At 65.7% G+C, this 21,225-nt stretch carries 20 protein-coding genes, 1 other RNA gene and 2 pseudogenes; 10 read left to right on the forward strand and 13 right to left on the reverse strand.

What is annotated here, in order from left to right:
* Positions 1 to 28: 28 nt before the first annotated feature.
* The 9 genes from murD to AC1DRP_RS29635 form a co-directional block, all read right to left on the reverse strand.
* Positions 29 to 1,414, reverse strand: a complete 1,386-nt coding sequence (murD, locus tag AC1DRP_RS29595; protein WP_476770348.1) for a UDP-N-acetylmuramoyl-L-alanine--D-glutamate ligase — start codon at positions 1,412 to 1,414, stop codon at positions 29 to 31.
* 2 nt (positions 1,415 to 1,416) lie between these two features.
* On the reverse strand, positions 1,417 to 2,499 hold the full coding sequence (gene mraY, locus AC1DRP_RS29600; RefSeq protein ID WP_476770349.1) for a phospho-N-acetylmuramoyl-pentapeptide-transferase: 1,083 nt from the start codon (positions 2,497 to 2,499) through the stop codon (positions 1,417 to 1,419).
* Positions 2,500 to 2,518: 19 nt separating this feature from the next.
* Positions 2,519 to 3,946 carry a UDP-N-acetylmuramoylalanyl-D-glutamyl-2,6-diaminopimelate--D-alanyl-D-alanine ligase gene (locus AC1DRP_RS29605; protein WP_476770350.1) on the reverse strand — a complete coding sequence of 476 codons (1,428 nt, stop codon included), beginning with the start codon at positions 3,944 to 3,946 and terminating at the stop codon, positions 2,519 to 2,521.
* Complete coding sequence (locus AC1DRP_RS29610) at positions 3,943 to 5,400, reverse strand: UDP-N-acetylmuramoyl-L-alanyl-D-glutamate--2,6-diaminopimelate ligase (protein WP_476770351.1); 1,458 nt, start codon at positions 5,398 to 5,400, stop codon at positions 3,943 to 3,945. Before AC1DRP_RS29610 ends, AC1DRP_RS29605 begins: the two co-directional genes overlap by 4 nt.
* A 25-nt stretch (positions 5,401 to 5,425) precedes the next feature.
* The gene (locus AC1DRP_RS29615; protein WP_476770352.1) at positions 5,426 to 7,207 is read right to left on the reverse strand and encodes a peptidoglycan D,D-transpeptidase FtsI family protein; all 1,782 of its coding nucleotides are present in this window, start codon (positions 7,205 to 7,207) and stop codon (positions 5,426 to 5,428) included.
* Entirely contained in the window at positions 7,204 to 7,593 is a 390-nt protein-coding gene (gene ftsL / locus AC1DRP_RS29620; protein ID WP_113513791.1) for a cell division protein FtsL, read from the reverse strand. The genes AC1DRP_RS29615 and ftsL overlap by 4 nt, the downstream gene beginning before the upstream one ends.
* A 2-nt stretch (positions 7,594 to 7,595) precedes the next feature.
* On the reverse strand, positions 7,596 to 8,636 hold the full coding sequence (gene rsmH / locus AC1DRP_RS29625; RefSeq protein ID WP_476770353.1) for a 16S rRNA (cytosine(1402)-N(4))-methyltransferase RsmH: 1,041 nt from the start codon (positions 8,634 to 8,636) through the stop codon (positions 7,596 to 7,598).
* Positions 8,633 to 9,112 (reverse strand): division/cell wall cluster transcriptional repressor MraZ, encoded by a 480-nt coding sequence (locus AC1DRP_RS29630; RefSeq protein WP_441489322.1) that lies wholly within the window; start codon positions 9,110 to 9,112, stop codon positions 8,633 to 8,635. The genes rsmH and AC1DRP_RS29630 overlap by 4 nt, the downstream gene beginning before the upstream one ends.
* A gap of 353 nt (positions 9,113 to 9,465) precedes the next feature.
* Positions 9,466 to 9,930: a MarR family winged helix-turn-helix transcriptional regulator gene (locus AC1DRP_RS29635; protein ID WP_476770354.1), complete on the reverse strand. Its 465-nt coding sequence runs from the start codon at positions 9,928 to 9,930 to the stop codon at positions 9,466 to 9,468.
* Between the two features lie 172 nt (positions 9,931 to 10,102).
* On the opposite strand from AC1DRP_RS29635, the gene AC1DRP_RS29640 reads away from it, so the two are divergent.
* Both AC1DRP_RS29640 and AC1DRP_RS29645 read left to right on the forward strand, forming a co-directional pair.
* Complete coding sequence (locus AC1DRP_RS29640; RefSeq protein ID WP_113513797.1) at positions 10,103 to 10,528, forward strand: organic hydroperoxide resistance protein; 426 nt, start codon at positions 10,103 to 10,105, stop codon at positions 10,526 to 10,528.
* Positions 10,529 to 10,702: 174 nt separating this feature from the next.
* Positions 10,703 to 11,386: pseudogene (locus AC1DRP_RS29645) on the forward strand (MBL fold metallo-hydrolase); the annotation flags it as partial.
* A gap of 42 nt (positions 11,387 to 11,428) precedes the next feature.
* Here AC1DRP_RS29645 and rnpB read toward each other — a convergent pair.
* Positions 11,429 to 11,820: RNase P RNA component class A (gene rnpB, locus AC1DRP_RS29650), an RNA gene on the reverse strand.
* 59 nt (positions 11,821 to 11,879) lie between these two features.
* Positions 11,880 to 12,503 (reverse strand): lytic transglycosylase domain-containing protein, encoded by a 624-nt coding sequence (locus tag AC1DRP_RS29655; protein WP_476770355.1) that lies wholly within the window; start codon positions 12,501 to 12,503, stop codon positions 11,880 to 11,882.
* Between the two features lie 464 nt (positions 12,504 to 12,967).
* On the opposite strand from AC1DRP_RS29655, the gene AC1DRP_RS29660 reads away from it, so the two are divergent.
* The 6 genes and pseudogenes from AC1DRP_RS29660 (at position 12,968) to AC1DRP_RS29685 (ending at position 19,072) form a co-directional block, all read left to right on the forward strand.
* Complete coding sequence (locus AC1DRP_RS29660; protein ID WP_441489326.1) at positions 12,968 to 13,717, forward strand: TerB family tellurite resistance protein; 750 nt, start codon at positions 12,968 to 12,970, stop codon at positions 13,715 to 13,717.
* The gene (locus AC1DRP_RS29665; RefSeq protein ID WP_476770356.1) at positions 13,714 to 14,499 is read left to right on the forward strand and encodes an N-acetylmuramoyl-L-alanine amidase; all 786 of its coding nucleotides are present in this window, start codon (positions 13,714 to 13,716) and stop codon (positions 14,497 to 14,499) included. The genes AC1DRP_RS29660 and AC1DRP_RS29665 overlap by 4 nt, the downstream gene beginning before the upstream one ends.
* Before the next feature lie 126 nt (positions 14,500 to 14,625).
* Positions 14,626 to 16,290: an efflux RND transporter periplasmic adaptor subunit gene (locus AC1DRP_RS29670; protein WP_476770357.1), complete on the forward strand. Its 1,665-nt coding sequence runs from the start codon at positions 14,626 to 14,628 to the stop codon at positions 16,288 to 16,290.
* A 10-nt stretch (positions 16,291 to 16,300) separates the two neighbouring features.
* Positions 16,301 to 16,801: pseudogene (locus tag AC1DRP_RS29675) on the forward strand (ABC transporter ATP-binding protein); the annotation flags it as partial.
* Positions 16,802 to 16,922: 121 nt separating this feature from the next.
* On the forward strand, positions 16,923 to 17,981 hold the full coding sequence (locus AC1DRP_RS29680) for an ABC transporter permease (RefSeq protein ID WP_476770358.1): 1,059 nt from the start codon (positions 16,923 to 16,925) through the stop codon (positions 17,979 to 17,981).
* Positions 17,982 to 18,100: 119 nt separating this feature from the next.
* Positions 18,101 to 19,072 (forward strand): diguanylate cyclase domain-containing protein, encoded by a 972-nt coding sequence (locus AC1DRP_RS29685; RefSeq protein WP_476770359.1) that lies wholly within the window; start codon positions 18,101 to 18,103, stop codon positions 19,070 to 19,072.
* 6 nt (positions 19,073 to 19,078) lie between these two features.
* Here the strand turns inward: AC1DRP_RS29685 and AC1DRP_RS29690 are convergent, their stop codons facing one another.
* Complete coding sequence (locus tag AC1DRP_RS29690; protein WP_476770360.1) at positions 19,079 to 19,444, reverse strand: winged helix-turn-helix transcriptional regulator; 366 nt, start codon at positions 19,442 to 19,444, stop codon at positions 19,079 to 19,081.
* Between the two features lie 122 nt (positions 19,445 to 19,566).
* Between AC1DRP_RS29690 and gstA the strand changes: the two genes are divergently transcribed.
* Both gstA and AC1DRP_RS29700 read left to right on the forward strand, forming a co-directional pair.
* Positions 19,567 to 20,175: a glutathione transferase GstA gene (gstA, locus tag AC1DRP_RS29695; RefSeq protein ID WP_069879800.1), complete on the forward strand. Its 609-nt coding sequence runs from the start codon at positions 19,567 to 19,569 to the stop codon at positions 20,173 to 20,175.
* A gap of 14 nt (positions 20,176 to 20,189) precedes the next feature.
* Entirely contained in the window at positions 20,190 to 20,573 is a 384-nt protein-coding gene (locus tag AC1DRP_RS29700; RefSeq protein ID WP_441489332.1) for a nuclear transport factor 2 family protein, read from the forward strand.
* 119 nt (positions 20,574 to 20,692) lie between these two features.
* Here AC1DRP_RS29700 and AC1DRP_RS29705 read toward each other — a convergent pair whose 3' ends face one another.
* Entirely contained in the window at positions 20,693 to 21,115 is a 423-nt protein-coding gene (locus tag AC1DRP_RS29705) for an N-acetyltransferase family protein (RefSeq protein WP_476770361.1), read from the reverse strand.
* Between the last annotated feature and the right edge of the window lie 110 nt (positions 21,116 to 21,225).

Below are 21,225 nucleotides of genomic sequence, written 5' to 3' on the forward strand. Positions count from 1 at the left end.
GAATCAATCGGTTAACCAATCGTTGCCGTTAACCAATCGTTGCCAATGTGATTCGCTGAAACGGGCGGCTGAATTTCGCCCGTCTGGTTGATGGAGCCAGAGCACCCAGTCTCAGCGGTCGCTGGTGGTGGTCGATCGACCGCATCATCGAGCCGACCGCATCATCGAGCGTGCCGCTGCGGAGATAACCCACTCGGCCATCGTCATCGAAGGTCGCGGCGAAGGCATCCGTTGCCGCGCCGATCAGATAGGCCCTCGCGATGTTCGGGAAGTAGCGCCTCAGGCTCTCGATACCGCCCTCCTTGGCCTTGCCGCCGAGGATCCAGAAGATGTCGCGGAACGAGGTCAGCGCCTTCTCGGTGGAATCCGCATTGGTCGCCTTGGAATCGTTGATGAAGACGACGCGGCCGACACGGCCGATCTCCTCCATGCGGTGTGCGAGCCCGGGATAGGTCTTGAAGCCGGCAGCGACCTCCTCGGCGGAGAGGCCGACCGCCACGCAGGCGGCAAAGGCAGCCGCCGCGTTCTGCGCATTGTGCGAGCCTCGCAACGAGCCGATGCCGGCGAGATTGGCGACCACGCGCGGCTTGCCGTCGCGGACTTCGACGATGCGGGTATCGAGCTTGCCGGCATTGGCGGTGACGCCGGCGAAGACGCCCTCGTCGAGCGGCTGCTCTCCGCTGATCTTGACCAGCGGGCGCCCGGAAGCGGCGCGCCGGCGCGCCATCTGCTTGGAGGCCTCGTCATCGACGCCGACGATGGCAATGTCGGCGGCTTCGACCATGCGTTCCTTGATCGCGGCGTAGGCCTCCAGCGTGCCATGCCGGTCGAGATGGTCCGGCGTCAGGTTCATCTGGATTCCAACGCTTGGCGCCAGCGACGGAGTCAGGTCGATCTGGAAGGTCGAGCACTCGATGACATGGACACGCCGCGCGGCGGGCGGCTCGAGGGCGAGAACCGCAGTGCCGATATTGCCGCCCATCTGCACGTCCCGGCCGGCCTGGTGCAGCACATGGCTGATCAGTGCGGTCGTGGTCGACTTGCCGTTGGTGCCGGTGATGCAGATCACAGGCGCATCGGGGGCGATCGTCGCCCGCTCACGGAAGAAGAGTTCGATATCGCCGATGATCTCGACGCCGGCGCCTTGCGCCTTTCCGACCGTCCAATGCGGCTGCGGATGGGTCAGAGGCACGCCCGGCGAGAGGATGAAGCTCGCGAAATCCGCCCAGTCGGCCGTTGCGAGATCGACGATGCCGATGCCCTCGCCCGCCGCCTTGTCACGGCTTTCGGTCTTGTCGTCCCAGGCCGCGACCTCGGCACCGCCCGCGATCAAGGCGCGCGCCGTCGCCAGCCCCGAGCCGCCAAGGCCGAACAACGCGACCTTGCGGCCAGCAAATACGGTCACCGGCGTCATGATCAGCGCAGCTTCAGCGTGGCGAGACCGACCAGAGCCAACACGACGGAAATGATCCAGAAGCGGATCACGACCTGCGGCTCGGTCCAGCCCAGTTTCTCGAAATGGTGATGGATCGGCGCCATCAGGAAGACCCGCTTGCCCGTGCGCTTGAAGACGAAGACCTGGATGRTGACCGAGAGCGCCTCGACCACGAAGAGGCCGCCGACGATCGCCAGCACGATCTCATGCTTGGTCGCAACCGCGATCACGCCAAGCAGGCCGCCGAGGCCGAGCGAGCCGGTATCCCCCATGAAGATCTGGGCCGGCGGCGCGTTGAACCAGAGGAAGCCCAAGCCGGCGCCGATCACGGCGCCGCAGATCACGGCAAGTTCGCCGGCGCCCGGCACATGGTGGATCTGCAGGTAATTGGCGAAGATCGCGTTGCCGGCGAGATAGGAGATGAAGCCGAATGTCGCGGCGGCGATCATCACGGGCACGATCGCGAGCCCGTCGAGGCCGTCGGTGAGATTCACCGCATTGCCGGCTCCGACCACGACGAAGGCGGTCACGAAGGGGAAGAGCAGGCCGAGCGGAATGACCAGTTCCTTAAGGAACGGCATCGCGAAGCCGGATGAAATCGCCGGCGGGCCAAGCCGCATGATGAAGTAGCAGGCGATGAGTGCGATCACGACCTCGATCGAAAGCCGCGCCTTGCCGGAGAAGCCCTTATGGGACTGCTTCGTGACCTTGAGATAGTCGTCATAGAAGCCGATGGCGCCATAGGCAGCGGTCACCGCAAGCACGATCCAGACATAGGAGTTGCGCAGATTGCCCCAGAGCAGGACCGCGGCGAACAGTCCCGACAGGATCATCAGGCCGCCCATGGTCGGCGTCCCGCGCTTGGCAAGATGCGTCTCCGGACCGTCGGTCCGGATCGGCTGGCCCTTGCCCTGCTTGATCCGCAGCCAGGAAATCGCAGCAGGCCCGAAGAAAAAGACGAAAAGCAGCGCCGTCGCGGTGGCGCCACCGGCGCGGAACGTGATGTAGCGGAACACGTTCAGAATCGGGAAGGCCCCGGCGAAGTCGGCAAGCCAGACGAGCATCGGCTATGTTCCTCTTGTCTCAGTCGTCGGCAGGCACGGCAGGAAACCGGGCGGCGATGGCCTTGACGACCAAGCCCATATGGGAGCCGAGCGACCCCTTGACGGTGACGACGTCCCCGGCCCGGATGGCGTCCAGGACAAGCGGCGCAAGCTCGCTCGACTGCGCCGCATAAGCACCGCGCATGCCCGATGGCAAGATGTCGTAAAGTCCGCGCATCAGCGGCCCACAGGCAAAAACCCGGTCGATCGCGTTTCCGGTGATGGGGTCCGCGAGCCCCGCGTGCAGCTCCGGAGCGCTCGGGCCGAGTTCCCGCATGTCGCCCAGCACCGCGACGCGGCGGCCTCGTCCCGTCACGGGAATGCGACCCAGGTTCTCGATTGCGGCCCGGACCGAAGCCGGGTTGCCGTTATAGCTCTCGTCGATCAGCGTGAACGGGCCCGATGGCGTGCTCAGCATCTGGCGTGCGCCACGACCGGCAGGCGGCGTAAGGTCGCCGAGTGCGAGCACCGCCAGTGCCAGATCAGCGCCGACAGCCTCGACCGCAGCGAGAACCGCGAGCGAATTCAGCACGATATGCTTGCCCGGGCTGCCGAGCCGGTAGGTCACAGGCTTGCCGAGCACCACTGCATCCACCGTCGAGACATCCGGCTTGAGCGAGCAGGACAGGAGCCTGACATCGGCATCGGCACTCTCGCCGAAGCTGATGATCCGCCCGGCAGGGCTCTCTTCGGCCAGGCGCCTCAGCAGCGCGGCCTGAGCGATGTCGGCATTGACGATAGCAGTGCCGCCCGGCTTCAGCCCTGTGAAGATCGCAGCCTTCTCCTCCGCAATCCCCTCGACCGACTCGAAGGCGGCGAGATGGACGGGCTGGACCGTCGTGACGATCGCGACGTCCGGCGAAACCATACTGGCGAGTGGCAGGATCTCGCCCGGATTGCTCATGCCGATCTCATAGACGCCATAGCGCACGGAAGCCGGCGTGCGGGTCAGCGTCAGCGGCACACCCCAGTGATTGTTGTAGGAGGCGACCGGAGCATGGGTCTCGCCCTGACGGGACAGGACAAGTCGCAACGCCTCCTTGGTGCCGGTCTTGCCGACCGAGCCGGTCACCGCGATGACCGCGGCCGTGAGTTCGGCCCGGCGAGCCATGCCGGCCAATTCCATCGCGTGCAGCACGTCGGAGACAACGGCGCAGGGCCCTGCCCCGATAAAGCTCGCGGCATGGGCTTCATCGATGACGGCAAGCGCCGCCCCCTTTGCCAGGGCGGCCTCGACGAACYCATGTCCGTCGCGTTCCCCGCCCTTGATCGCGAAGAAGACGTCGCCGGGCTGCAGCGTCCGGGTATCGATCGAAGCGCCGGTCACAGCGGCCGGCATCTCGCCGCGCAGCCTGGCTCCCATGGCGCCGATCAGGCGCTCTCCCGACCACAAAGGCATGCCGCTCATGCTTCGATCTCCGCGATGGCCGTCCGCACCACGTCGTGATCGGAAAAAGGCAGGGTCCGATCGCCTATGATCTGGCCGGTTTCATGGCCTTTTCCCGCCACCACGAGGAGATCCCCGGGAGCGATCAGGCCGACGGCGGTGCGAATGGCCTCGGCCCTGTCGCCGATCTCGCGCAGCCCCGGAGCAGCCGCGAGGATCTCGGCGCGGATTGCAGCGGGGCTCTCGCTGCGTGGGTTGTCGTCGGTGACGATCGCGATATCGGAGCACTCGGCCGCGATACGACCCATGATCGGACGCTTGCCGCGATCACGATCGCCGCCGCAGCCGAAAACGCAGATCAGCCGGCCGGGCGCATAGGGCCGCAAGGTCGCGAGCACCGCCGCCAGCGCATCCGGCTTATGGGCGTAATCGACGACGACGAGACCACCATTGATCTCTCCGACACGCTCGAGCCGTCCGGCCACGCCACGCAGCCCCGCGATCGCCTGGAGTGAAGCGTCTTCGTTTTCCCCCGTTGCGATGGCCAGGCCTGCGGCGACCAGCGCATTGCCGGCCATGAAGTCGCCGACCAGGGGCAGCACGACCTCGAGCTCGCGCTGCTTCACCCGAATCCTGAGCCGTTGCAAAAAGCCTTCGCGCGCTGCGCCGAGCAGGGTCAGCGTTTCACCCGCCTTGCCGATGCCGATGATCGGATGCCCCTTGGCGAGCGCGGCCTGGGCTGCCTCGCCGGCGTAAGGCTCGTCGCGGTTGATCACGACCGGCGCTCCCTCGGGCAGAAGCTCCCAGAGCCTGAGCTTGGCTGCGAGATAGTCCGCCACGCTCGGATGATAATCGAGATGGTCGTGCCCGAGATTGAGGAAGGCGCCAGCCTTCAATCTCACTCCGTCCAGGCGGCGCTGGTCGAGCCCGTGAGAGGACGCTTCCATCGCGAGATGACTGATGCCTTCCCCTGCGAGCTTGTCGAGCGAGGCGTGCAGCGAAATCGGGTCCGGCGTGGTCAGAGAGCCGTAATCAGCGCCCCGCGACGTCACGACGCCGATCGTGCCGAGGCTGGCTGCTTCATGGCCCAATGCCGAGAAGATCTGTCGGGTGAWGTCGGCAACCGAGGATTTGCCGCTGGTCCCGGTTACCGCCACGATCGTACCGGGCTGGCGCGGATGCACCCGCGCAGCCGCAAGCGCCAGAGCCCGGCGCGGGTCGTCGACACGCGCGAAGGCCACCGAGGGGTCGAGCTCTGCTGGACGCGCATGATCCGTGACGATGGCGGCAGCACCGCGCGCAACGGCATCTGCAACGAAGCGTGCGCCGTCTGTCCTGGCGCCGGCATAGGCGACGAAGACGTCCCCCGGCTTGACCTTGCGGCTGTCCATCGCGACCCCGCCGACACGGCGGGACGCACCTTCGGCGAATGCCCCGGGGAAAAGTTCACCGAGACTGAATTCGCTGCTGCCCATGATCTCGCCTGTCAGTTTCGTTGCTTCAGCGCGTTCCCCAGGCGCCGAGCTTCGCCATCAGCGGGAACGGGGCGACCGGCGGTTCGAAACGCGGCGGCAAGCCGAGGATCGGCGCGGCGCGTTCGATGACCTTGCCGGTCGTGATACCGGCATTCCAGGCGGCGGTCGAATAGCCCCCGCTCTCGGCATAGCCCTTGGGCTCGTCATAGATCGAGAGGAAGAGATAGCGCGGCTTGTCTGCCGGCACGATCGCCATGAAGGTCGTGAAGTTGCGGTTCTTGGCGTAGCGCCCACCGATGACCTTTTCGGCCGTGCCGGTCTTGCCGCCGACGAAATAGCCCGGGACGTCCGCCTTGCGGGCTGAGCCACGCTCGCCATTGATGCGCATGATGTAGCGCATCGCCTCCGAGGTTTCCGGCTTGATGACGCGAACCCCGAGGCGCTTGGCGTCCTCCTCCGAGCGCTTGATGAACGTCGGAGTGATCAGGTTGCCGCCATTGACCAGCGCCCCGACAGCAGCCAGGGCCTGGATCGGCGCAACCGCGAGGCCGTGACCGAAGGCGATGGTCGCGGTGTTGAGCTCGCCCCAGCGCGGCGKGATGAGCGGCTCGGCGCTCTCGGGCAACTCGGTCCGCATGCGATCGAGCTGGGCCATCTTGCGCAGGAAGGCCTTGTGGCCTTCCACGCCGACGGACAGCGCCATCTTGACCGAGCCCATATTCGACGAATGCACGAACACTTCCGGCACGGTCAGTGTCCGGCCCGTGCCATGGTACTCGCGAATGACATGGCGGCCGAAGCGCATCATGCCGCCTGCAGTCGAATAGGTGGAGTTGATGTTTKCCTTGCCGGAGTCCAGCGCCATCGCAACCGTCAGCGCCTTGAAGGTCGAGCCCATTTCGTAGACGCCGACATTGATCCGGTTGATACGGTCCTTCTCCTGCGCATCGACCGGGTTGCTCGGGTCATAGTCGGGCAGGGACACCGAGGCGATCATCTCGCCTGTCGTCACATCCATGATCGCACCGGCCGCCGCAATGGCCCGGTACTTCTCCATGCCCTTGACCAACTCGTCGCGCAGCAGGTGCTGCACGCGCAGGTCGATCGACAGGGCCACGGGCTTGAGGTCCGACGCCTGGGTTGCGAGACCGGCGCCGTTCAGATCCTGCAGCCCCTGCGAGTCGATATATTTCTCCATTCCCGCAATGCCGACATTGTCGACATTGGCAAAGCCGAGCACATGCGCCGCCGCCGGCCCATTCGGGTAGACGCGCTTGTTCTCGGGCACGAAGCCGACGCCGGGAATGCCGAGGCGATGAACCTCGGCTTGCTGGCGCGGCGTGATCTCGCGCTTGACCCAGATGAAGCCGCGCTTGGTGCCGAGCCGGTCGCGCAGATCCTTTGCATCGAGATCAGGCAGGACGGCAGTCAGCAGCTCGGTTGCCTCGTCCTTGTCGAGGATCTTGCGCGGCTCGGCGAAGACCGAGACGGTCCTGATGTCAGTCGCGAGAACGGTTCCGTTGCGGTCGACGATATCGGGCCGTGCGGCCGAGATCGCGTTGGAGGTCGCGCGGCGCAGTCCGACCTGCTCGTTCGGCAAGGTGGCGAGCATCACCAGACGGCCGGTAATGGCCAGGAACAGGGCGGAGAAGCCCAGGATCACGAGACCGACGCGCGGCTGGCTCTTCTCGCCGCTCATCCGGAAGACGTCGCGCAGGAAATGCAGCCGCCCGCGCGGCACCGGCTGCCCCTCCTCGATATCGTCCGGACGCTGGTGGTCGGTCRCAGAGAGCTTCGGCTCGGTCATGGGCGGGCTCCCGGCGTGGTGACGCCACTCGTCTTGCGATCCCTCGGTGTTTCGGTCGGCAGACCGAGGCCGAGATCCTCAAGCTTGCGGCCGATGGAATCCACCTTCGGACCGCGGTTCGGGATATCCGAGGCGCGCACGACCTGCGTCACCGAGAATGGCTGGAGGTCGAGATGGCGCTCGCTCAGTGTCTGCAACCGATCGGGCCGGTTCAGGAACTGCCATTCCGCCTTGAGCACGGCGATCGCATCGCGCTCGCGCTGCGCCTTGGCCTTGAGCTTTTGCAACTGCTCGGATTCGAGCGTCGTCTCGTATTTGATCGTGTAGGCATAGAGCGCCGAGGAGACCAGAGCGCAGATCGCAACCACATGCAGGAGCTTGATCATCCCTAGGATCTCCGGCGAGGCTGCGGTGACGGCACGCCTGCAAGCGCAGTGAGCTCGGGCTCCGGCGCGCGAGCCGGAGCGGCAGTGCGCTGCGCTGCACGCAACTTGGCGGAACGAGCCCGCGGATTACTCCGCATCTCCTCCTCGGAAGGCGCGACGGCTCCCCTGGTCACCAGCGAGAAGGTCGCGACAGGCGCTGTCGTGGCCGGCGCATGGCGCGAAGCCGCCGGTGCACGCCCAGAGCGGGTCGCCAGGAACTGCTTGACGATGCGGTCCTCGAGCGAATGAAAGGTCACGACAGCCAGGCGTCCGCCCTCGCCCAGCGCCTCTTCGGCAGCGTGCAGGGCCCGCACCAATTCGCCGAGCTCGTCATTGACCGCGATGCGCAAGGCCTGGAATACGCGGGTCGCCGGATGCGCACCGCCGGGCTCAGCCCAGACGATGCTGGCCACGAGTTCAGCCAGTTGCTTCGTCGTCGTCAGCGGTGCCTTGCGCCGAGCCTCGACGATCGCGCGTGCGACGCCTCGCGAACGACGCTCCTCGCCGTAGTGATAGAAAATATTGGCGAGCAGTCCCTCCTCCGCCTCATTGACGAGGTCGGCGGCGCTCTGCCCATCCCGGCCCATGCGCATGTCGAGCGGGCCATCGAAGCGAAAGGAGAAACCGCGCTCCGCCTCGTCGATCTGCATCGAGGAGACGCCGATATCGAGCACGACGCCGTCCAGCGGGATCATCTTGAACAGCCGCGCTTCCTTGGCGAGATCTCCAAAGCAGGCCTGCGACAAGGTCAGCCGCCCGTTCGCTTCGGCAACCAGCCCTGCCCCACCGGTGATTGCCGTCGGGTCGCGGTCAAGCGCGAGCAGGGTCACATTCGGCTCTCGCGCCAGCAGCTCGCGAGAATAACCGCCGGCCCCGAAGGTGCCGTCGAGATAGCGTCCGCCCGGCCTGATCGCGAGCGCGTCGAGGGCTTCCGCCATGAGGACCGGAACATGTCGGGTCGACCCACCAGCGGCCCCGTGATCCCGGCTGCCGTGCCCCGTCATACCCCTGTCGCTCCCGGTGTCATGGTCATGTGCGAACCCAGCGTGCGCTTGACGTCGCGCAAGCGGCTGCGCGCCGCCTCCAGATGCGCCTGGAAGCGAGCCGGCTCCCAGAGCTGAAACTTGTGGCCGTGGCCCACGAAGGTCACCGCATCGGCGATGCCGGCATGCGCCCTCAGGGTCTCGCTGAGCATGATACGCCCTTCCGGATCGACCTTCAGCACCTCCGAGGTGCCGTTCAGCGCTGTCGAGAGAGATTCCCACTCGTCCGAGAAGGGGGAAAAGCGAGAGAGAATGTCGTCGATCGTCGCTCGCAGCGCGTGTCCGCCGGCATCGAGCGCTTCCAGATCGAGCGAGGGATGGACGTAGAGCCCTTCGTAGCCGTCCTTCGCCAGGACGGCGCGAAAGCTCGCAGGGATCGAAACGCGCCCCTTGGCATCCAGCCGATTGGTGAAATTCGAGACGAAGCGGTCCGTCAATGCCGCCTCCCGGCTCGCTCCCCACCGGCGCGTAGCAGCGCCTCGGCGGCGGGTTCGAGGCCTCCCATCGAAGCAGGCACAGCAGGATCGAGACGCAAGATCCGCGCGGCACACGGACCTTGTTCTGCGTTCTGCCTGCCGGCTTCGACGGGATGATTTGGGATAGCATGGGCAAATATGGGCGTCAATGGAATCGCATTCGCCGACGCAGTGACGCCGGCCCTGGTTCGCATCACAGCCTGTTAAGGTTAAGCATCCGTAAGCGCGGGCGTTTTCTCGGAAATCCGGCACGCACAAGCGCCCGCCTGCGGCATCTCGACCGGGCGACCTCGATGAAAAATGGCGGACCGGCTTTACGCGGGTCCGCCGGCAGCCTTGAGCAGCGCCTGGCGCAGCGCGTGCAGATCTTCGGTCAGCGCAGCGACCCGCTCCGCCGAGCCACCGATCGCGCAGGCCATCCTTTCAGGCACGAGCCGAGCCTTCTCGCTGAGCGCCCGCCCTGCTTCGGTCAGGTTCAGCCGGACCTGCCGCTCATCCTCGCGGYTGCGCTCCCGACGGACCAGACCAGCGACCTCCAGTCGCTTGAGCAGCGGCGTCAGCGTGCCGGAATCGAGCATCAATCGCTCCCCGATCTCCTTCACCGTCCCGCCGTCATGATCCCATAGGACAAGCATGACGAGATATTGCGGGTAGGTCAGACCGAGTTCGGCGAGTACCGCACGATAGAGGCGGGTGAAGGCATGCCCCGCGGAATAGATCGCGAAACAGAGCTGTTCCTCCGCCTTCGGAAGCGGCGTGGCGGGAACCTTCGGCGTCATCATCTCTTCGTTTGGCATGGAGCAACGGGCCCTTCAAACTCCGGGCTTCGCGCAGCCCGATCACCGATCCGTGATGCGCTTATCATCTTGTTGACAATTCAATTGTGCACAATCTAAATCGGCACGCAAGTTCACCGAAACCCCAAGTCCCCCGAAGCCAAGGAGTTCGACCATGAAGATCCTCTACACCGCTCATGGCTCCGCCACCGGCGGACGCGAAGGCCAGGCCGCCACCGACACGGGCAACGTCAAGCTGGTGCTGAACACGCCAAAGGAGCTGGGCGGCGGCGGCGGCGACGGCACCAATCCCGAGCAGCTCTTCTCAATGGGCTATTCCGCTTGCTTCCTGGGTGCGCTGAAATTCGTCGCCGGCAAGGAGCAGGTGAAGATTCCACCGGAGGCGCGCGTCAGCGCCGATGTCGGCATCGGCCCGCGCGACGACGGCACCGGCTTCGGCATCGCCGTGAAACTGACCATCTCGGTCCCGGGCGTCGACAAGGCCGTGGTCGAGGACCTCGTCAAGAAGGCCCATATCGTCTGCCCGTATTCCCACGCGACACGCGGAAATATCGACGTCGATCTCCAGGTTGCGGCCTGAGGTCGCGCTGCCCATCTGAACTCCCGTGGTCGGGCACCGCCCCGACCACGAGACGATCAAGCCCGGCGCAAGACGGGCGCAGGCATCGTTTCCGGAAGCCCTCGATCCCTCTCGCCTCTGGAACAGACCATGTTCAACCGCCGCAACTTTATCGCCGGCGCGGCTGCAACCAGCATGCTGCCCGCACTCCCCGCTTTTGCCCGCGCACCGCAAACGGCGGCGCAGGTCGCAGGCATCTATCGCCGCAAGGTCGGCGATATCGAAGTCACGGCCATTCTCGACGGCTATATTCCGTTGAATGCCCAGGCCTTCCTCGGCGCGGATCCCACCCAGGTCATACAGATCCTGGCCAATGCGGGTCTGGGCGAGAGCCTGCCGACCTCGGTCAACGCCTTCGTCGTCAACACCCGCGAGCGGACCTATCTCGTCGACACCGGAACCGGCTTCAACACGGCCTTCGGCCCGACGATGGGACGCGCCGAAGGCAATCTGCGCGCGGCTGGCATCGATCCGGCGCAGGTCGATGCGGTGATCCTCACCCATGCCCATCCGGATCATGCCGAGGGCCTGCTGACGGCAGAGAAGACCGCACGCTTCCCCAATGCCGAAGTGATCATCAACGAGACCGAACATGCCTTCTGGCATGATGAGGGCGTGCTCGCCCAGGCGCCGGCCGAAGCCAGGCCCTTCTTCGCCTCGGCCCGCAATGCGCTCACCCCCTATGCGAGCCGCACCCGCAAGGTGAAGCCCGGCGAGGTCGCGCCCGGCCTCAGCCTCGAGCTTGTGCCGGGCCATACGCCTGGTCACAGCCTGCTCCGGATCAGCTCAGGCCCCGAGCAACTCATGCTTGTCGGCGATACCATCCACAATGCCGTGCTTCAGACGGCCCGCGGGGCTGAAGGTGCCAGCCGGCCTGTAAGCCGGGTTCTGGATGGCCGGCGCATTGCTGCACCGACGTGACGGCCATTCCTCTGGGACGCACATTACTGCGCGCCTCGAGCAACCAACCCGGACGACCAGGCCTGGAAACCGGCCCCCTCCCCCTTGCGGGAGAAGCATCGTCCCTATTCGGTTTTGCTCCCGGTGGGGCTTGCCATGCCGTCCCCGTTGCCGGGTCCGCGGTGCGCTCTTACCGCACCTTTTCACCCTTACCGCGCGCCGAGGCGCGAGGCGGTTCGATCTCTGTGGCGCTTTCCCTGGGGTCGCCCCCGCCGGACGTTATCCGGCACCGTATTTCCGTGGAGCCCGGACTTTCCTCCCCCGCGAACGGGAGCGGCCGTCCGGCCGACTGGCAGCGGCGCTAGTGCGCCCTCCCCCGGCCCGCGTCAAGCGAGGCGGGGGCCATTGCCCGTCAATTCTGTGCGCTGATCGTGCGGACCTTGGCGCAATAGGTGCGGTTGGCCCCGCTCATGCGCTGGGCCATGTGCCCGCTCTGGTATTTCATCACCGTGCGGCAGGTATCGCCACCAGCCAGGCGGTAGGCTTCCGCCAGATATTTCACCGCGTAGCGGGCATTGGTCTCGGCATCGAGCAGACCGCTGGCGCTGCCGGTATAGCCCATGCCGCGCGCCGTCTGGTGGCGGATCTGCATCAGCCCCAGATTGCCGGCATTCGAGGCGCGGGGGTTGTAGCGGCTCTCGATGCGCACGACCGCGTCGGCCAGCGCAAACGGAACGCCATTGGCGGCAGCATGGCGTGCAACGATCGCTTGGAGCCCACCGGCTCCAGCCGGAGCAGTCAGTGCCGCACGACGGTGGGTGCCCGCCTTGGCGCGGTTTCCGCGTTCCGCCGCGGGGGGCGTGGTCTTAGACGTCGCCGAACCGGCCTCCTGTGCAGACGCCTCACGCTTGATTTCCGCGTCCCGGACGATGAAGGCGAGAGCATCGCTCTCGCTATTCGTAGCAGCCTTGGCAGACTGCAAAGAGGCGAGGCAAATCACGAGCGCGGCAGCTGCACCGCTGGAGGTATATTTCATCTTTTGTGGACCCCATCCATCAGAAAGGCGTTTGATGGGGAGACCGAACTGATCTGAGAATGTGTTGATAATCTGACGCCAGGCAGCGCGAATCTAAGCTATACTCGCCCCCGGTTTTTATTAATGCCTTTACTACGATAGAGGTATACTCCGTGTATTATCCGATGCCGCGAACACGCTGCCAAAGCGTTCGCAACCGGGGCGAGCCGAATCAAACCATTGCCCCATTGCTGACGTATTCCGGGCCGGAAGCCGTATTTATCCTCATTTTTCACCCCCCGGAGGATCGCGCGCGCGCCGGAAGAGCCCCCGAGCGTGTGCTGGCGCACCCGTCTGCGCGACAACCGCCATGCCCCGGGTCGCCTCATCTGGCGCATCGCGGTGGTTTTCGTCGGACCGGGCTTGGATGCCCCGGCTGGACCGGGCAAACTGCGCGCGGGGCTGAATCGGGAGTTGCCTGAACGATGGTTTCGTCTTTTTGGGGCGCGCTCGGTGGCGGCGGTCTTGGACTGGCGCTGGGCGGCCCGCTCGGCGCGCTGGTTGGTGCGCTTGCCGGCCACGTCCTGGTCGATCGCGAGGGAGCGCCCTTCGGCCCCGCGCCGCGCGAGCTGATTTTCACGACCGGACTGGTTGCCCTCTCCGCGAAGATGGCCCGCTCCGACGGTGTCGTCACCCGCGACGAGATCGCGGCCTTCCGGCGCATCGTGACCGTGCCTCCTGAGCAGGAGGCACGGATCGAGAGCCTGTTCGATCTCGCCAAGCAGACAAGCGCCGGCTTCGAGGCCTACGCTACGCAGATCGCCGAGAGCTTCAAGGATGAGCCGGCGCTGCTGGAAGACGTGCTCGACGGGCTCTTCCTGATTGCGGCGGCCGATGGCGCGATCCACGAGGCCGAGCATGCCTATCTGCGCCATGTGGCCGAGATCTTCTCGATCAACGCCGCCGGCTTTGCCCGCATCGAAGCGCGCCACATGCGTCGGCCGGACGATCCTTACCTCGTGCTCGGCGCCAGCCGGGAGATGAGCGATGCCCAGCTGAAACAGCATTACCGCCGCCTCGTCGCCGAAAACCACCCCGACCGCGAGATCGCACGCGGGCTGCCCGAGGAAGCGATCGCAATCGCCACGCGCCGCCTCGCTGCCATCAATGCTGCCTGGGATCTGATCGAGACGGAGCGAGGCCTCGGCACCGCCAGACTTCCGGAGCCCGCATGAGCCTCGCCGCCACTCCTGACAGCCGCTTTGCCGCGAAGATCTTTCCCTCGCCGAACCACGGCGAGCGCAAGGACGCGCTCGGTGCCCTCCGACGCCCCGACATGCTGATCCTGCACTACACCGGCATGAGCGACGCAGGCGCAGCGCTGCAATGGCTCTGCAACCCGGTCTCGCAGGTTTCCTCGCATTATTTTGTCTTCGAGAACGGCCACGTGCTGCAGCTCGTCCCCGAAGGCCGCCGCGCCTGGCATGCCGGCGCTTCGCATTGGGCCGGCGAGACCGATATCAACTCCTGTTCGATCGGCATCGAGATCGCCAATCCCGGCCATCCCGGCGGCATGCCCGATTTCACGTCGGAACAGGTGATTGCCACACTCAATCTGAGCCGCGACATCTGCGAGCGCTGGAGCATTCCACCCGAGCGCGTCCTTGCCCATTCCGACATCGCACCGGGCCGGAAGATCGACCCCGGTGAGAAATTCCCATGGCGGCAATTCGCGGAGGGCGGCGTCGGCATCTGGTCCGAGCCAGCCCCGATCCGTAGCGGTCGCTTCTTTGCGCGGGGCGAGAGCGGCCAGCCGGTCGAGGCGCTGCAGGCGATGTTTGCCATGCTCGGCTATGGCGTCACKGTCGACGGCATCTACGACGAGAAATTCGAAGCCGTCGTCGCAGCCTTTCAACGCCATTGGCGGCAGGAAAAGGTCGACGGTGTCGCCGATGCATCGACGATCACGACACTGCGCGACCTGGTGGCGATGACGCGGCGCGCGCGGATGGCGTGAGCCCGGGAGCTGGGCGCGGGCATACGCCAACATTGCAGTAAGTTAACTCGCCTGCGTGTTCGCTTTCTGGCATCGTTCCCCCCTTGCGAAATGTGTCCGGCTGCGCCGGATGACGGGGACAACGACTTGCGCAAACTGGTGATCGCTGCCGGCCTTGGTCTGACCGCCGCAGCAGCAGGCTATTGGGCAATCCGCCCTACGGGGGGAGCAGCCAGTGACGTCGCCTATCGTACGGCATCGATTGATCGGGGCCAGATCACCGCAGCCGTTCGCGCCACCGGCACATTGACCCCGATGACCACCGTCCTGGTCGGCTCGATGCTGTCGGGCCAGATCGTCGAGATCCTTGCGGACTACAATTCGCAGGTGAAGGCCGGCCAGGTGGTAGCCCGGCTCAACAGCGACCAGATCCGGACGCGGCGCTATGCCGCCGCCGCCGATCTCGCCCAAGGCAAGGCTGACCTTATCGTCAAGCGCGCCCAGCTCGACCGCGCCAAGTCGAGCCGTCTCAAGGCCAATTCAACCGTCAAGGACCTTGAAGCACAGCGCGATCGCGTCGCCGCCCAATTGGCCGATGCAAAACGCACGTTCGACCGGCAGAACGAGCTTTTCAACCGCAACACCGGCTCGCAGCAGAACCTGGACAACGCCCGAACCCAGGTCGAGATCCAGACCGCCACGCTCGCCTCGACCGAGGCGCAGATCTCCTCGGCCAAGGCCGAACTCAACGGGCTCGACGCCGACATCCTGCTGGCGGAGGGACAGCTTCAGTCCGGCGAGGCCCTGATCGCCAGTCGTGAGGCCAAGCTCAAGGACATCCTGATCGATCTCGAGCGAACCGATATCCGTTCGCCGGTCGACGGCGTCGTGGTGCAGCGCCAGGTCGACCTCGGTCAGACCGTCGCCGCCTCGCTCTCCGCGCCCGTCCTGTTCCAGATCGCGCAGGATCTGCGTGAGATCGACATCTACGCCAATATCGACGAGGCCGATGTGGGCCGCCTCCAGCCTGGCCAGCCCGTCTCCTTCACGGTCAACGCCTATCCGAACCGCACCTTCGAAGGTCGCGTCAACATGGTGCGACTGGGTGCGCAGACCATCCAGAACGTCGTCACCTATACCGGAGTCGTGCGCGTCGAGAACCGCGACATGGCACTGCTACCGGGCATGACGGCCAATATTCAGGTGGTTACGGAAGACCGCAGCAACGCATTGCGTGTCCCCAATGCAGCCTTGCGCTTCCGCCCGCCCGGTCAGGCGGCGGGACCAGCAGGCGCCGCCGCATCCCCATCGGGAAGCCCGCAGGCCGGACGCGGTGGCGCCCGCGCCGTCACCGCGCTGCGCGAGCGCCTCGAAACAGAGCTGCAGCCGACTGCCGAACAGAAGCAGGCGATCACCGCCATCCTCGAGGAGCGCCGCGGTCCCGGTCGTGCCGCGTTGGCCGGCCTCTCCGAGGACGAGCGTCGCGCCGCCTTCCGCGCCGCTCGCAGCGAAATGCGCACGAAGATCTCGGCCGCTCTCGATCCGGAACGCCGCGCCAAGTTCGAGGCCATGATGGAGGAAGGCCGCGCTTCCTCGCAAAGGGGAGTTCCCGGACGCGTCTATGTGCTCGATGGCGAGGGCCAGCCCAAGGTGATCCAACTTATGCTCGGCCCGACCGACGGCGCCTATACCGAGATCGTCTCCAGCGACCTCAAGGAAGGCATGCAGGTCCTCGTCGGCGGCGGCCCGCGCAGCGCTGCCGCAGCTGAACCCGCCGGCCGCCCACCGGTACGCGGACCGCGTCTGTTCTGAAGGCAGCCTCATGGCCCTGATCGAAGTGCATGAACTCAGCCGGATCTATAGCCTCGATTCCGGCAGCGTGATCGCGCTCGACCGGGTGTCGCTTGAGATCGAGGCCGGCGATCTGGTCGCAGTGATGGGCCCCTCCGGCTCGGGAAAATCCACGTTCATGAACCTGATCGGCTGCCTGGACCGGCCGACCGGCGGCCATTACCGGCTCGATGGGGTCGCAGTCGAAACCTTGTCGAGCGATGGTCTGGCCGAGCTGCGCAACCGCAAGCTCGGCTTCGTCTTCCAGCAGTTCAACCTGCTGCCTCGGGTCGACGCCTGTGCCAATGTCGAACTCCCCATGGTCTATGCCGGTCGCGACCGCAAGATACGCCGCGAGAAGGCACTTGCCGCGCTTGGACGCGTCGGGCTGGCGGAGCGTGCTCATCACCGGCCGATGCAGCTGTCCGGCGGCCAGCAGCAGCGTGTCGCCATCGCTCGCGCCCTGGTGAACGAACCGCGTCTTCTGCTCGCCGACGAGCCGACCGGCGCACTCGACAGCCGGACCGCGCTTGAAATCCTGGCGCTGTTCCAGGACCTGAACCACGAAGGCGTGACCGTCGTCATCGTCACCCACGACGCCGAGGTCGCGCGCCATGCGCGGCGCGTCATTCGCTTCCGTGACGGGCACATCCTTTCCGATCCTGGGCGCGGGGGCCTCTTCGACTCTGACAGACGAGGATGCCCGCGCCGTCCTTGCCGAGGTCGAGAACGTTACTGCTGCAGCGCCCGTCATCGTCACGCGTGCCCAGGCCGTCTACGCCGGCACCAACTGGTCGACACAGATCACGGCGACCGATCTCGATTTCTTCACCGCGCGCGAATGGAGCGTGACCGAGGGCCGGCTGTTCGAGCCGGAGGAGTTGCGGCGCGGTGAGATCGTCGCCGTCATCGGCCAGACCGTCGCCAAGAACCTCTTCGGCGAGCAGGATCCACTCGACCAGATGTTCCGCATCCGCAATGTGCCGTTCAAGGTCATCGGCGTGATGGCGCCCAAGGGCCAGTCGGCCCTCGGACAGGATCAGGACGACGTCATCTTTGTGCCGCTGGACACCGGTCGGCGCCGGATCATCGGCCGCAACTATGCCCGCGATCGTTCAGTCCAGACCATCATGGTGAAATTTGCCAGCGAAGACGCAATCGCTCCCGGCATCGCGGACACGACTGCTCTGCTACGCCAGCGCCACAGGCTTCCCGAAGATCAGGACGACGATTTCATCGTCCGCAACCTGACCGAGATCGCCAATACCGCGACGGCCGCCGCCACCACCCTCTCCTGGCTGCTCGCCGCCGTCGCCGCCGTTTCGCTGCTGGTGGGCGGCATCGGCATCATGAACATCATGCTGGTCTCGGTGACCGAGAGGACCCGCGAGATCGGCTTGCGGCTTGCCGTGGGTGCGCGTCAGCGCGACGTGCTCGCCCAGTTCCTGATCGAGGCCACGACGCTCGCGACCATCGGCGGCGCCGTCGGCATCGCACTTGGCGTCGGTGCGGCTCTCACCATCGCCCGCATCGCCAATTGGCCCTCGGTCATCTCGATCGAGACGATCCTGATCGCGGTCGGCGTCTCCGGGATGATCGGCGTCTTCTTCGGTTTCTATCCGGCGCGGCAGGCGGCGCGCCTCGACCCGATCGAAGCTCTGCGGCGGGAATAGCGCAAAAGCGAATCCCCGCAGCTGCAAGACCCCGTTAATCATCATCGCCTAGCGTCGATTGTATCGCAGCCGAACGCGCAAAGCTGGTTGCTTGGCGCGTAAGCCGAGACCTGAAACCCATGTCGCTGCAAGACGCCGAAGCCCGACGCCTCTACGATCAGGCCACATTATTGGCCGGTATCGGCGCCTGGGAATGCGAACTCGCCACCCAACAACTCAGCTGGACAGCCGGTGTCTACGATCTCTTCGGCCTGCCGCGTGGCTCGACCCTGCACCGCCCATCTACGGTCGAACTCTACACGAACGATTCCCGCACCGAGATGGAGCGCCTTCGCGCCACGATGGTCCGCACCGGCAAGGGCTTTGTCCTCGATGCCAGGATCACGACCGCCGGAGGGAGCAGCCGCTGGATGCGCCTGAGTGCCGATATCACGCACAAGCAGGGGCGCCCCTGGCGCATCTATGGGGCCAAGCAGGACATTACCGGCGAGAAGCAGATGTGGCAGGGCTTGCGTCAGCTCGCCTATAGCGACCCGCTCACCGGCCTCGCCAACCGCCGGGCGTTCGAGGCGCAGCTAGCCGAGCTGCGGCGCATTCCGGCTGACGGCTGCGCCGTGGGCGCACTCGCCCTCATCGATCTCGACATGTTCAAGCCGATTAATGACCATCTCGGCCACGCCGCCGGCGATGAATGTTTGCGGCAAGTGGCCCTGCGGTTGGAGGCCACGCTGAGCGACGCGTTGACGATCGCCCGCATCGGCGGGGACGAATTCGCGCTGCTGATCTGCTCGACCGCCGGCTCGTCCCATATCCTGCACCGGCTGAACCAGGCCCTCGCGGCGCTGGCGCGCCCCGTCACCTGGAACGGTCGGTTGATCGAGATCAGTGCCTCGATCGGTGCGACGATGCTGCTCCCGGGCCGACACCATGATCCTGACCGGAGCTTCGCCGAAGCCGATTCTGCGCTCTATGTCGCCAAAGCCTCAGGCCGCAATCGGTTGCATCTCTTCGGCGAGCCATTGCAGGGACAGCCCAGCGCGAATGCGATGCAGGGCGCGCTCGCGGATATGAGAGCGCTTCGCGCCGGCTGAAGCGTTTCAGGCGGCTTCAGCCGCCTGCCCCATGCGTTCCTTCAGACGCTGCCCGACCGCGACGATCGCCTCGATCGCCGGCATCAGCTCCAACCCGAGACCCGTCAGCCCATATTCGGCTGATGGTGGCGAGCTCGGCAGCACGCGCCGCTCGATGATGCCGCGGCTTTCGAGATCGCGCAGGCGCTCGCTCAACATCTTGGCCGAGATCAGGGGCATGTCATGGCGCAGCTCGCCGAAGCGACGGGGACCAGCGCTCAGATACCAGATCACATTCGGCGTCCAGGCCTTGCCCAGAACCTGCATGCAGGTGCCGACGGCGCAGGTCGGCGGCGGAATTTTCGCCCGATTCTTCCGTATCTTCAACGCCATGCGAGGCTGTCTCCGGTTACCGGAATGATACCGGAAAATGCGGTAACGACAAGTTACTGGGTATACAGAAGTTATCGCCCTGCCTACCCCTGTGGTCACCGGTCAACACGGAGACGCACACCATGAAGCTCTACTACGCCCCCGGCGCCTGCTCGCTCTCGCCCCACATCGCGCTGCGCGAAGCCGGCCTGCCATTCACCCTGGAGAAGGTCGACACCAAGACCAGAACGACCGAGACCGGCGCCGATTTCACAACGGTCAATCCGCGCGGCTACGTACCGGCGTTGCAGCTCGACAGCGGCGAGGTGCTGACCGAAGGCGCGGCGATCGTCCAGTATATCGCGGACCTTAAGCCCGAGGCGGAGCTCGCGCCAAAGGCCGGAACGCTGGCGCGCGCACGGCTGCAGGAGGAGCTCAATTTCATCGCTTCCGAGTTGCACAAGGCCTTCGGCCCGCTGTTCAGCACCACGATTGGCGACGATGCCAGGCGTGAAGCGAAGGAGAAGGTCGCCCGCCGCTTTGGCGACGTCGAGCAGAAGCTCTCGGACGGGCGTCCCTACCTTCTCGGCGAGACCTTCAGCGTCGCCGACGCCTATCTCTTCGTCGTCACGAACTGGGCGAACCATACCGGCGTTGCGCTCGATGCCTGGCCGAAACTCCAGGCCTTCATGCAGCGTCTGACCGGCCGCAACACCGTGCGCCAGGCGATGCAGGCCGAAGGCCTGATCTGAAGGAGACGCCTGCGATGGATGCCCGCTTTGCCGAAATCGTCGAGGTCCTGACGCGCTATTTCGATGGCCTCTATCACAGCGATGCCGGCAAGCTCGCCGGGGTCTTCCATCCGCAGGCGATCTATGCCTGCGCCAGCAATGGCAGTCTCATCCATCTGACCATGGACGCCTATCTGCCCATGGTCGCAAAGCGCCCCTCCCCGGCCAGCCGGGGCGAGGCGCGGCAGGACCGCATCCTTTCCATCGAATTTGCCGGGCCAGTGACCGCGCTCGCCCGCGTCGCATGCGCCATCGGGCCAAAATCCTTCACCGACCTGCTCAGCGTCGTCCGGCTCGACGGGCGTTGGCAGATCATCGCCAAGGTTTTTCACGTCGATCTGGCGGCGTCGTCTCCCTGACCATGCGGTCCGCGAGGTGGCGATCGGGGGCTAGCGATCGGCGGCGCTCCCGTCACCAAGTTCGGCCGCCTCGGGTTAAAGCGCCGACGCCACCACGTTAGCGCCGGAGCGAAGCAAGCCTAGACCGGTCCGAGCGGCTTGACGAAGACGGCCTGGCCGTCGAGCGCAAGGCCCATGTCGCGCCAGCCATGCTGGCGGTAGAAACGCGCAGCACGGGTCGTCGCGCCTGTCGTCAGGTATGCTTGCCGGTGCCCCTTCTCCGCAAGCCGCTCCAGCGCCGCATCCAGGAGTGCGCGACCATGGCCGTGCCCTTCGTGATCGGGAGCGATGAAGAGCGCCCAGATGAGAGCCGTCTGGTGGTTGGCGCAGGTGAAGCCGATAACCTCGCCGCCCTCCTCGCTGACGAGAAAGATGGCCTGCTCCATATACCAGGCGACCTCCTCATCGCTGACCTTGGAAGGGTCGCGGAGCACATTCTCCTTCACGGCCTGCCGGATCACGCCGATGCGCGGCAGATCGGCCGGGATAGCCGCCCGCAGCATCACTCGGCGGCCTCGAGCCGATAGGCGCTGGGCTCGTAGTTGAGGATCGGCGCAAGCCAGCGCTCGACCTCTTGTATCGCCATGCCCTTGCGCGCCGCGTAATCCTCGAC

This window comes from Allobosea sp. 01N443, assembly GCF_056399325.1.

Coding starts and splice junctions, on each gene's coding strand:
- AC1DRP_RS29690 (WP_476770360.1), bottom strand. CDS start 19,444: ATGGCGTTGAAGATACGGAAGAATCGGGCGAAAATTCCGCCGCCGACC.
- AC1DRP_RS29655 (WP_476770355.1), bottom strand. CDS start 12,503: ATGAAATATACCTCCAGCGGTGCAGCTGCCGCGCTCGTGATTTGCCTC.
- AC1DRP_RS29685 (WP_476770359.1), top strand. CDS start 18,101: ATGTCGCTGCAAGACGCCGAAGCCCGACGCCTCTACGATCAGGCCACA.
- rsmH (WP_476770353.1), bottom strand. CDS start 8,636: ATGACGGGGCACGGCAGCCGGGATCACGGGGCCGCTGGTGGGTCGACC.
- AC1DRP_RS29705 (WP_476770361.1), bottom strand. CDS start 21,115: ATGCTGCGGGCGGCTATCCCGGCCGATCTGCCGCGCATCGGCGTGATC.
- AC1DRP_RS29660 (WP_441489326.1), top strand. CDS start 12,968: ATGGTTTCGTCTTTTTGGGGCGCGCTCGGTGGCGGCGGTCTTGGACTG.
- AC1DRP_RS29640 (WP_113513797.1), top strand. CDS start 10,103: ATGAAGATCCTCTACACCGCTCATGGCTCCGCCACCGGCGGACGCGAA.
- gstA (WP_069879800.1), top strand. CDS start 19,567: ATGAAGCTCTACTACGCCCCCGGCGCCTGCTCGCTCTCGCCCCACATC.
- ftsL (WP_113513791.1), bottom strand. CDS start 7,593: ATGATCAAGCTCCTGCATGTGGTTGCGATCTGCGCTCTGGTCTCCTCG.
- AC1DRP_RS29680 (WP_476770358.1), top strand. CDS start 16,923: ATGCGCGGCGCGTCATTCGCTTCCGTGACGGGCACATCCTTTCCGATC.
- AC1DRP_RS29700 (WP_441489332.1), top strand. CDS start 20,190: ATGGATGCCCGCTTTGCCGAAATCGTCGAGGTCCTGACGCGCTATTTC.
- murD (WP_476770348.1), bottom strand. CDS start 1,414: ATGACGCCGGTGACCGTATTTGCTGGCCGCAAGGTCGCGTTGTTCGGC.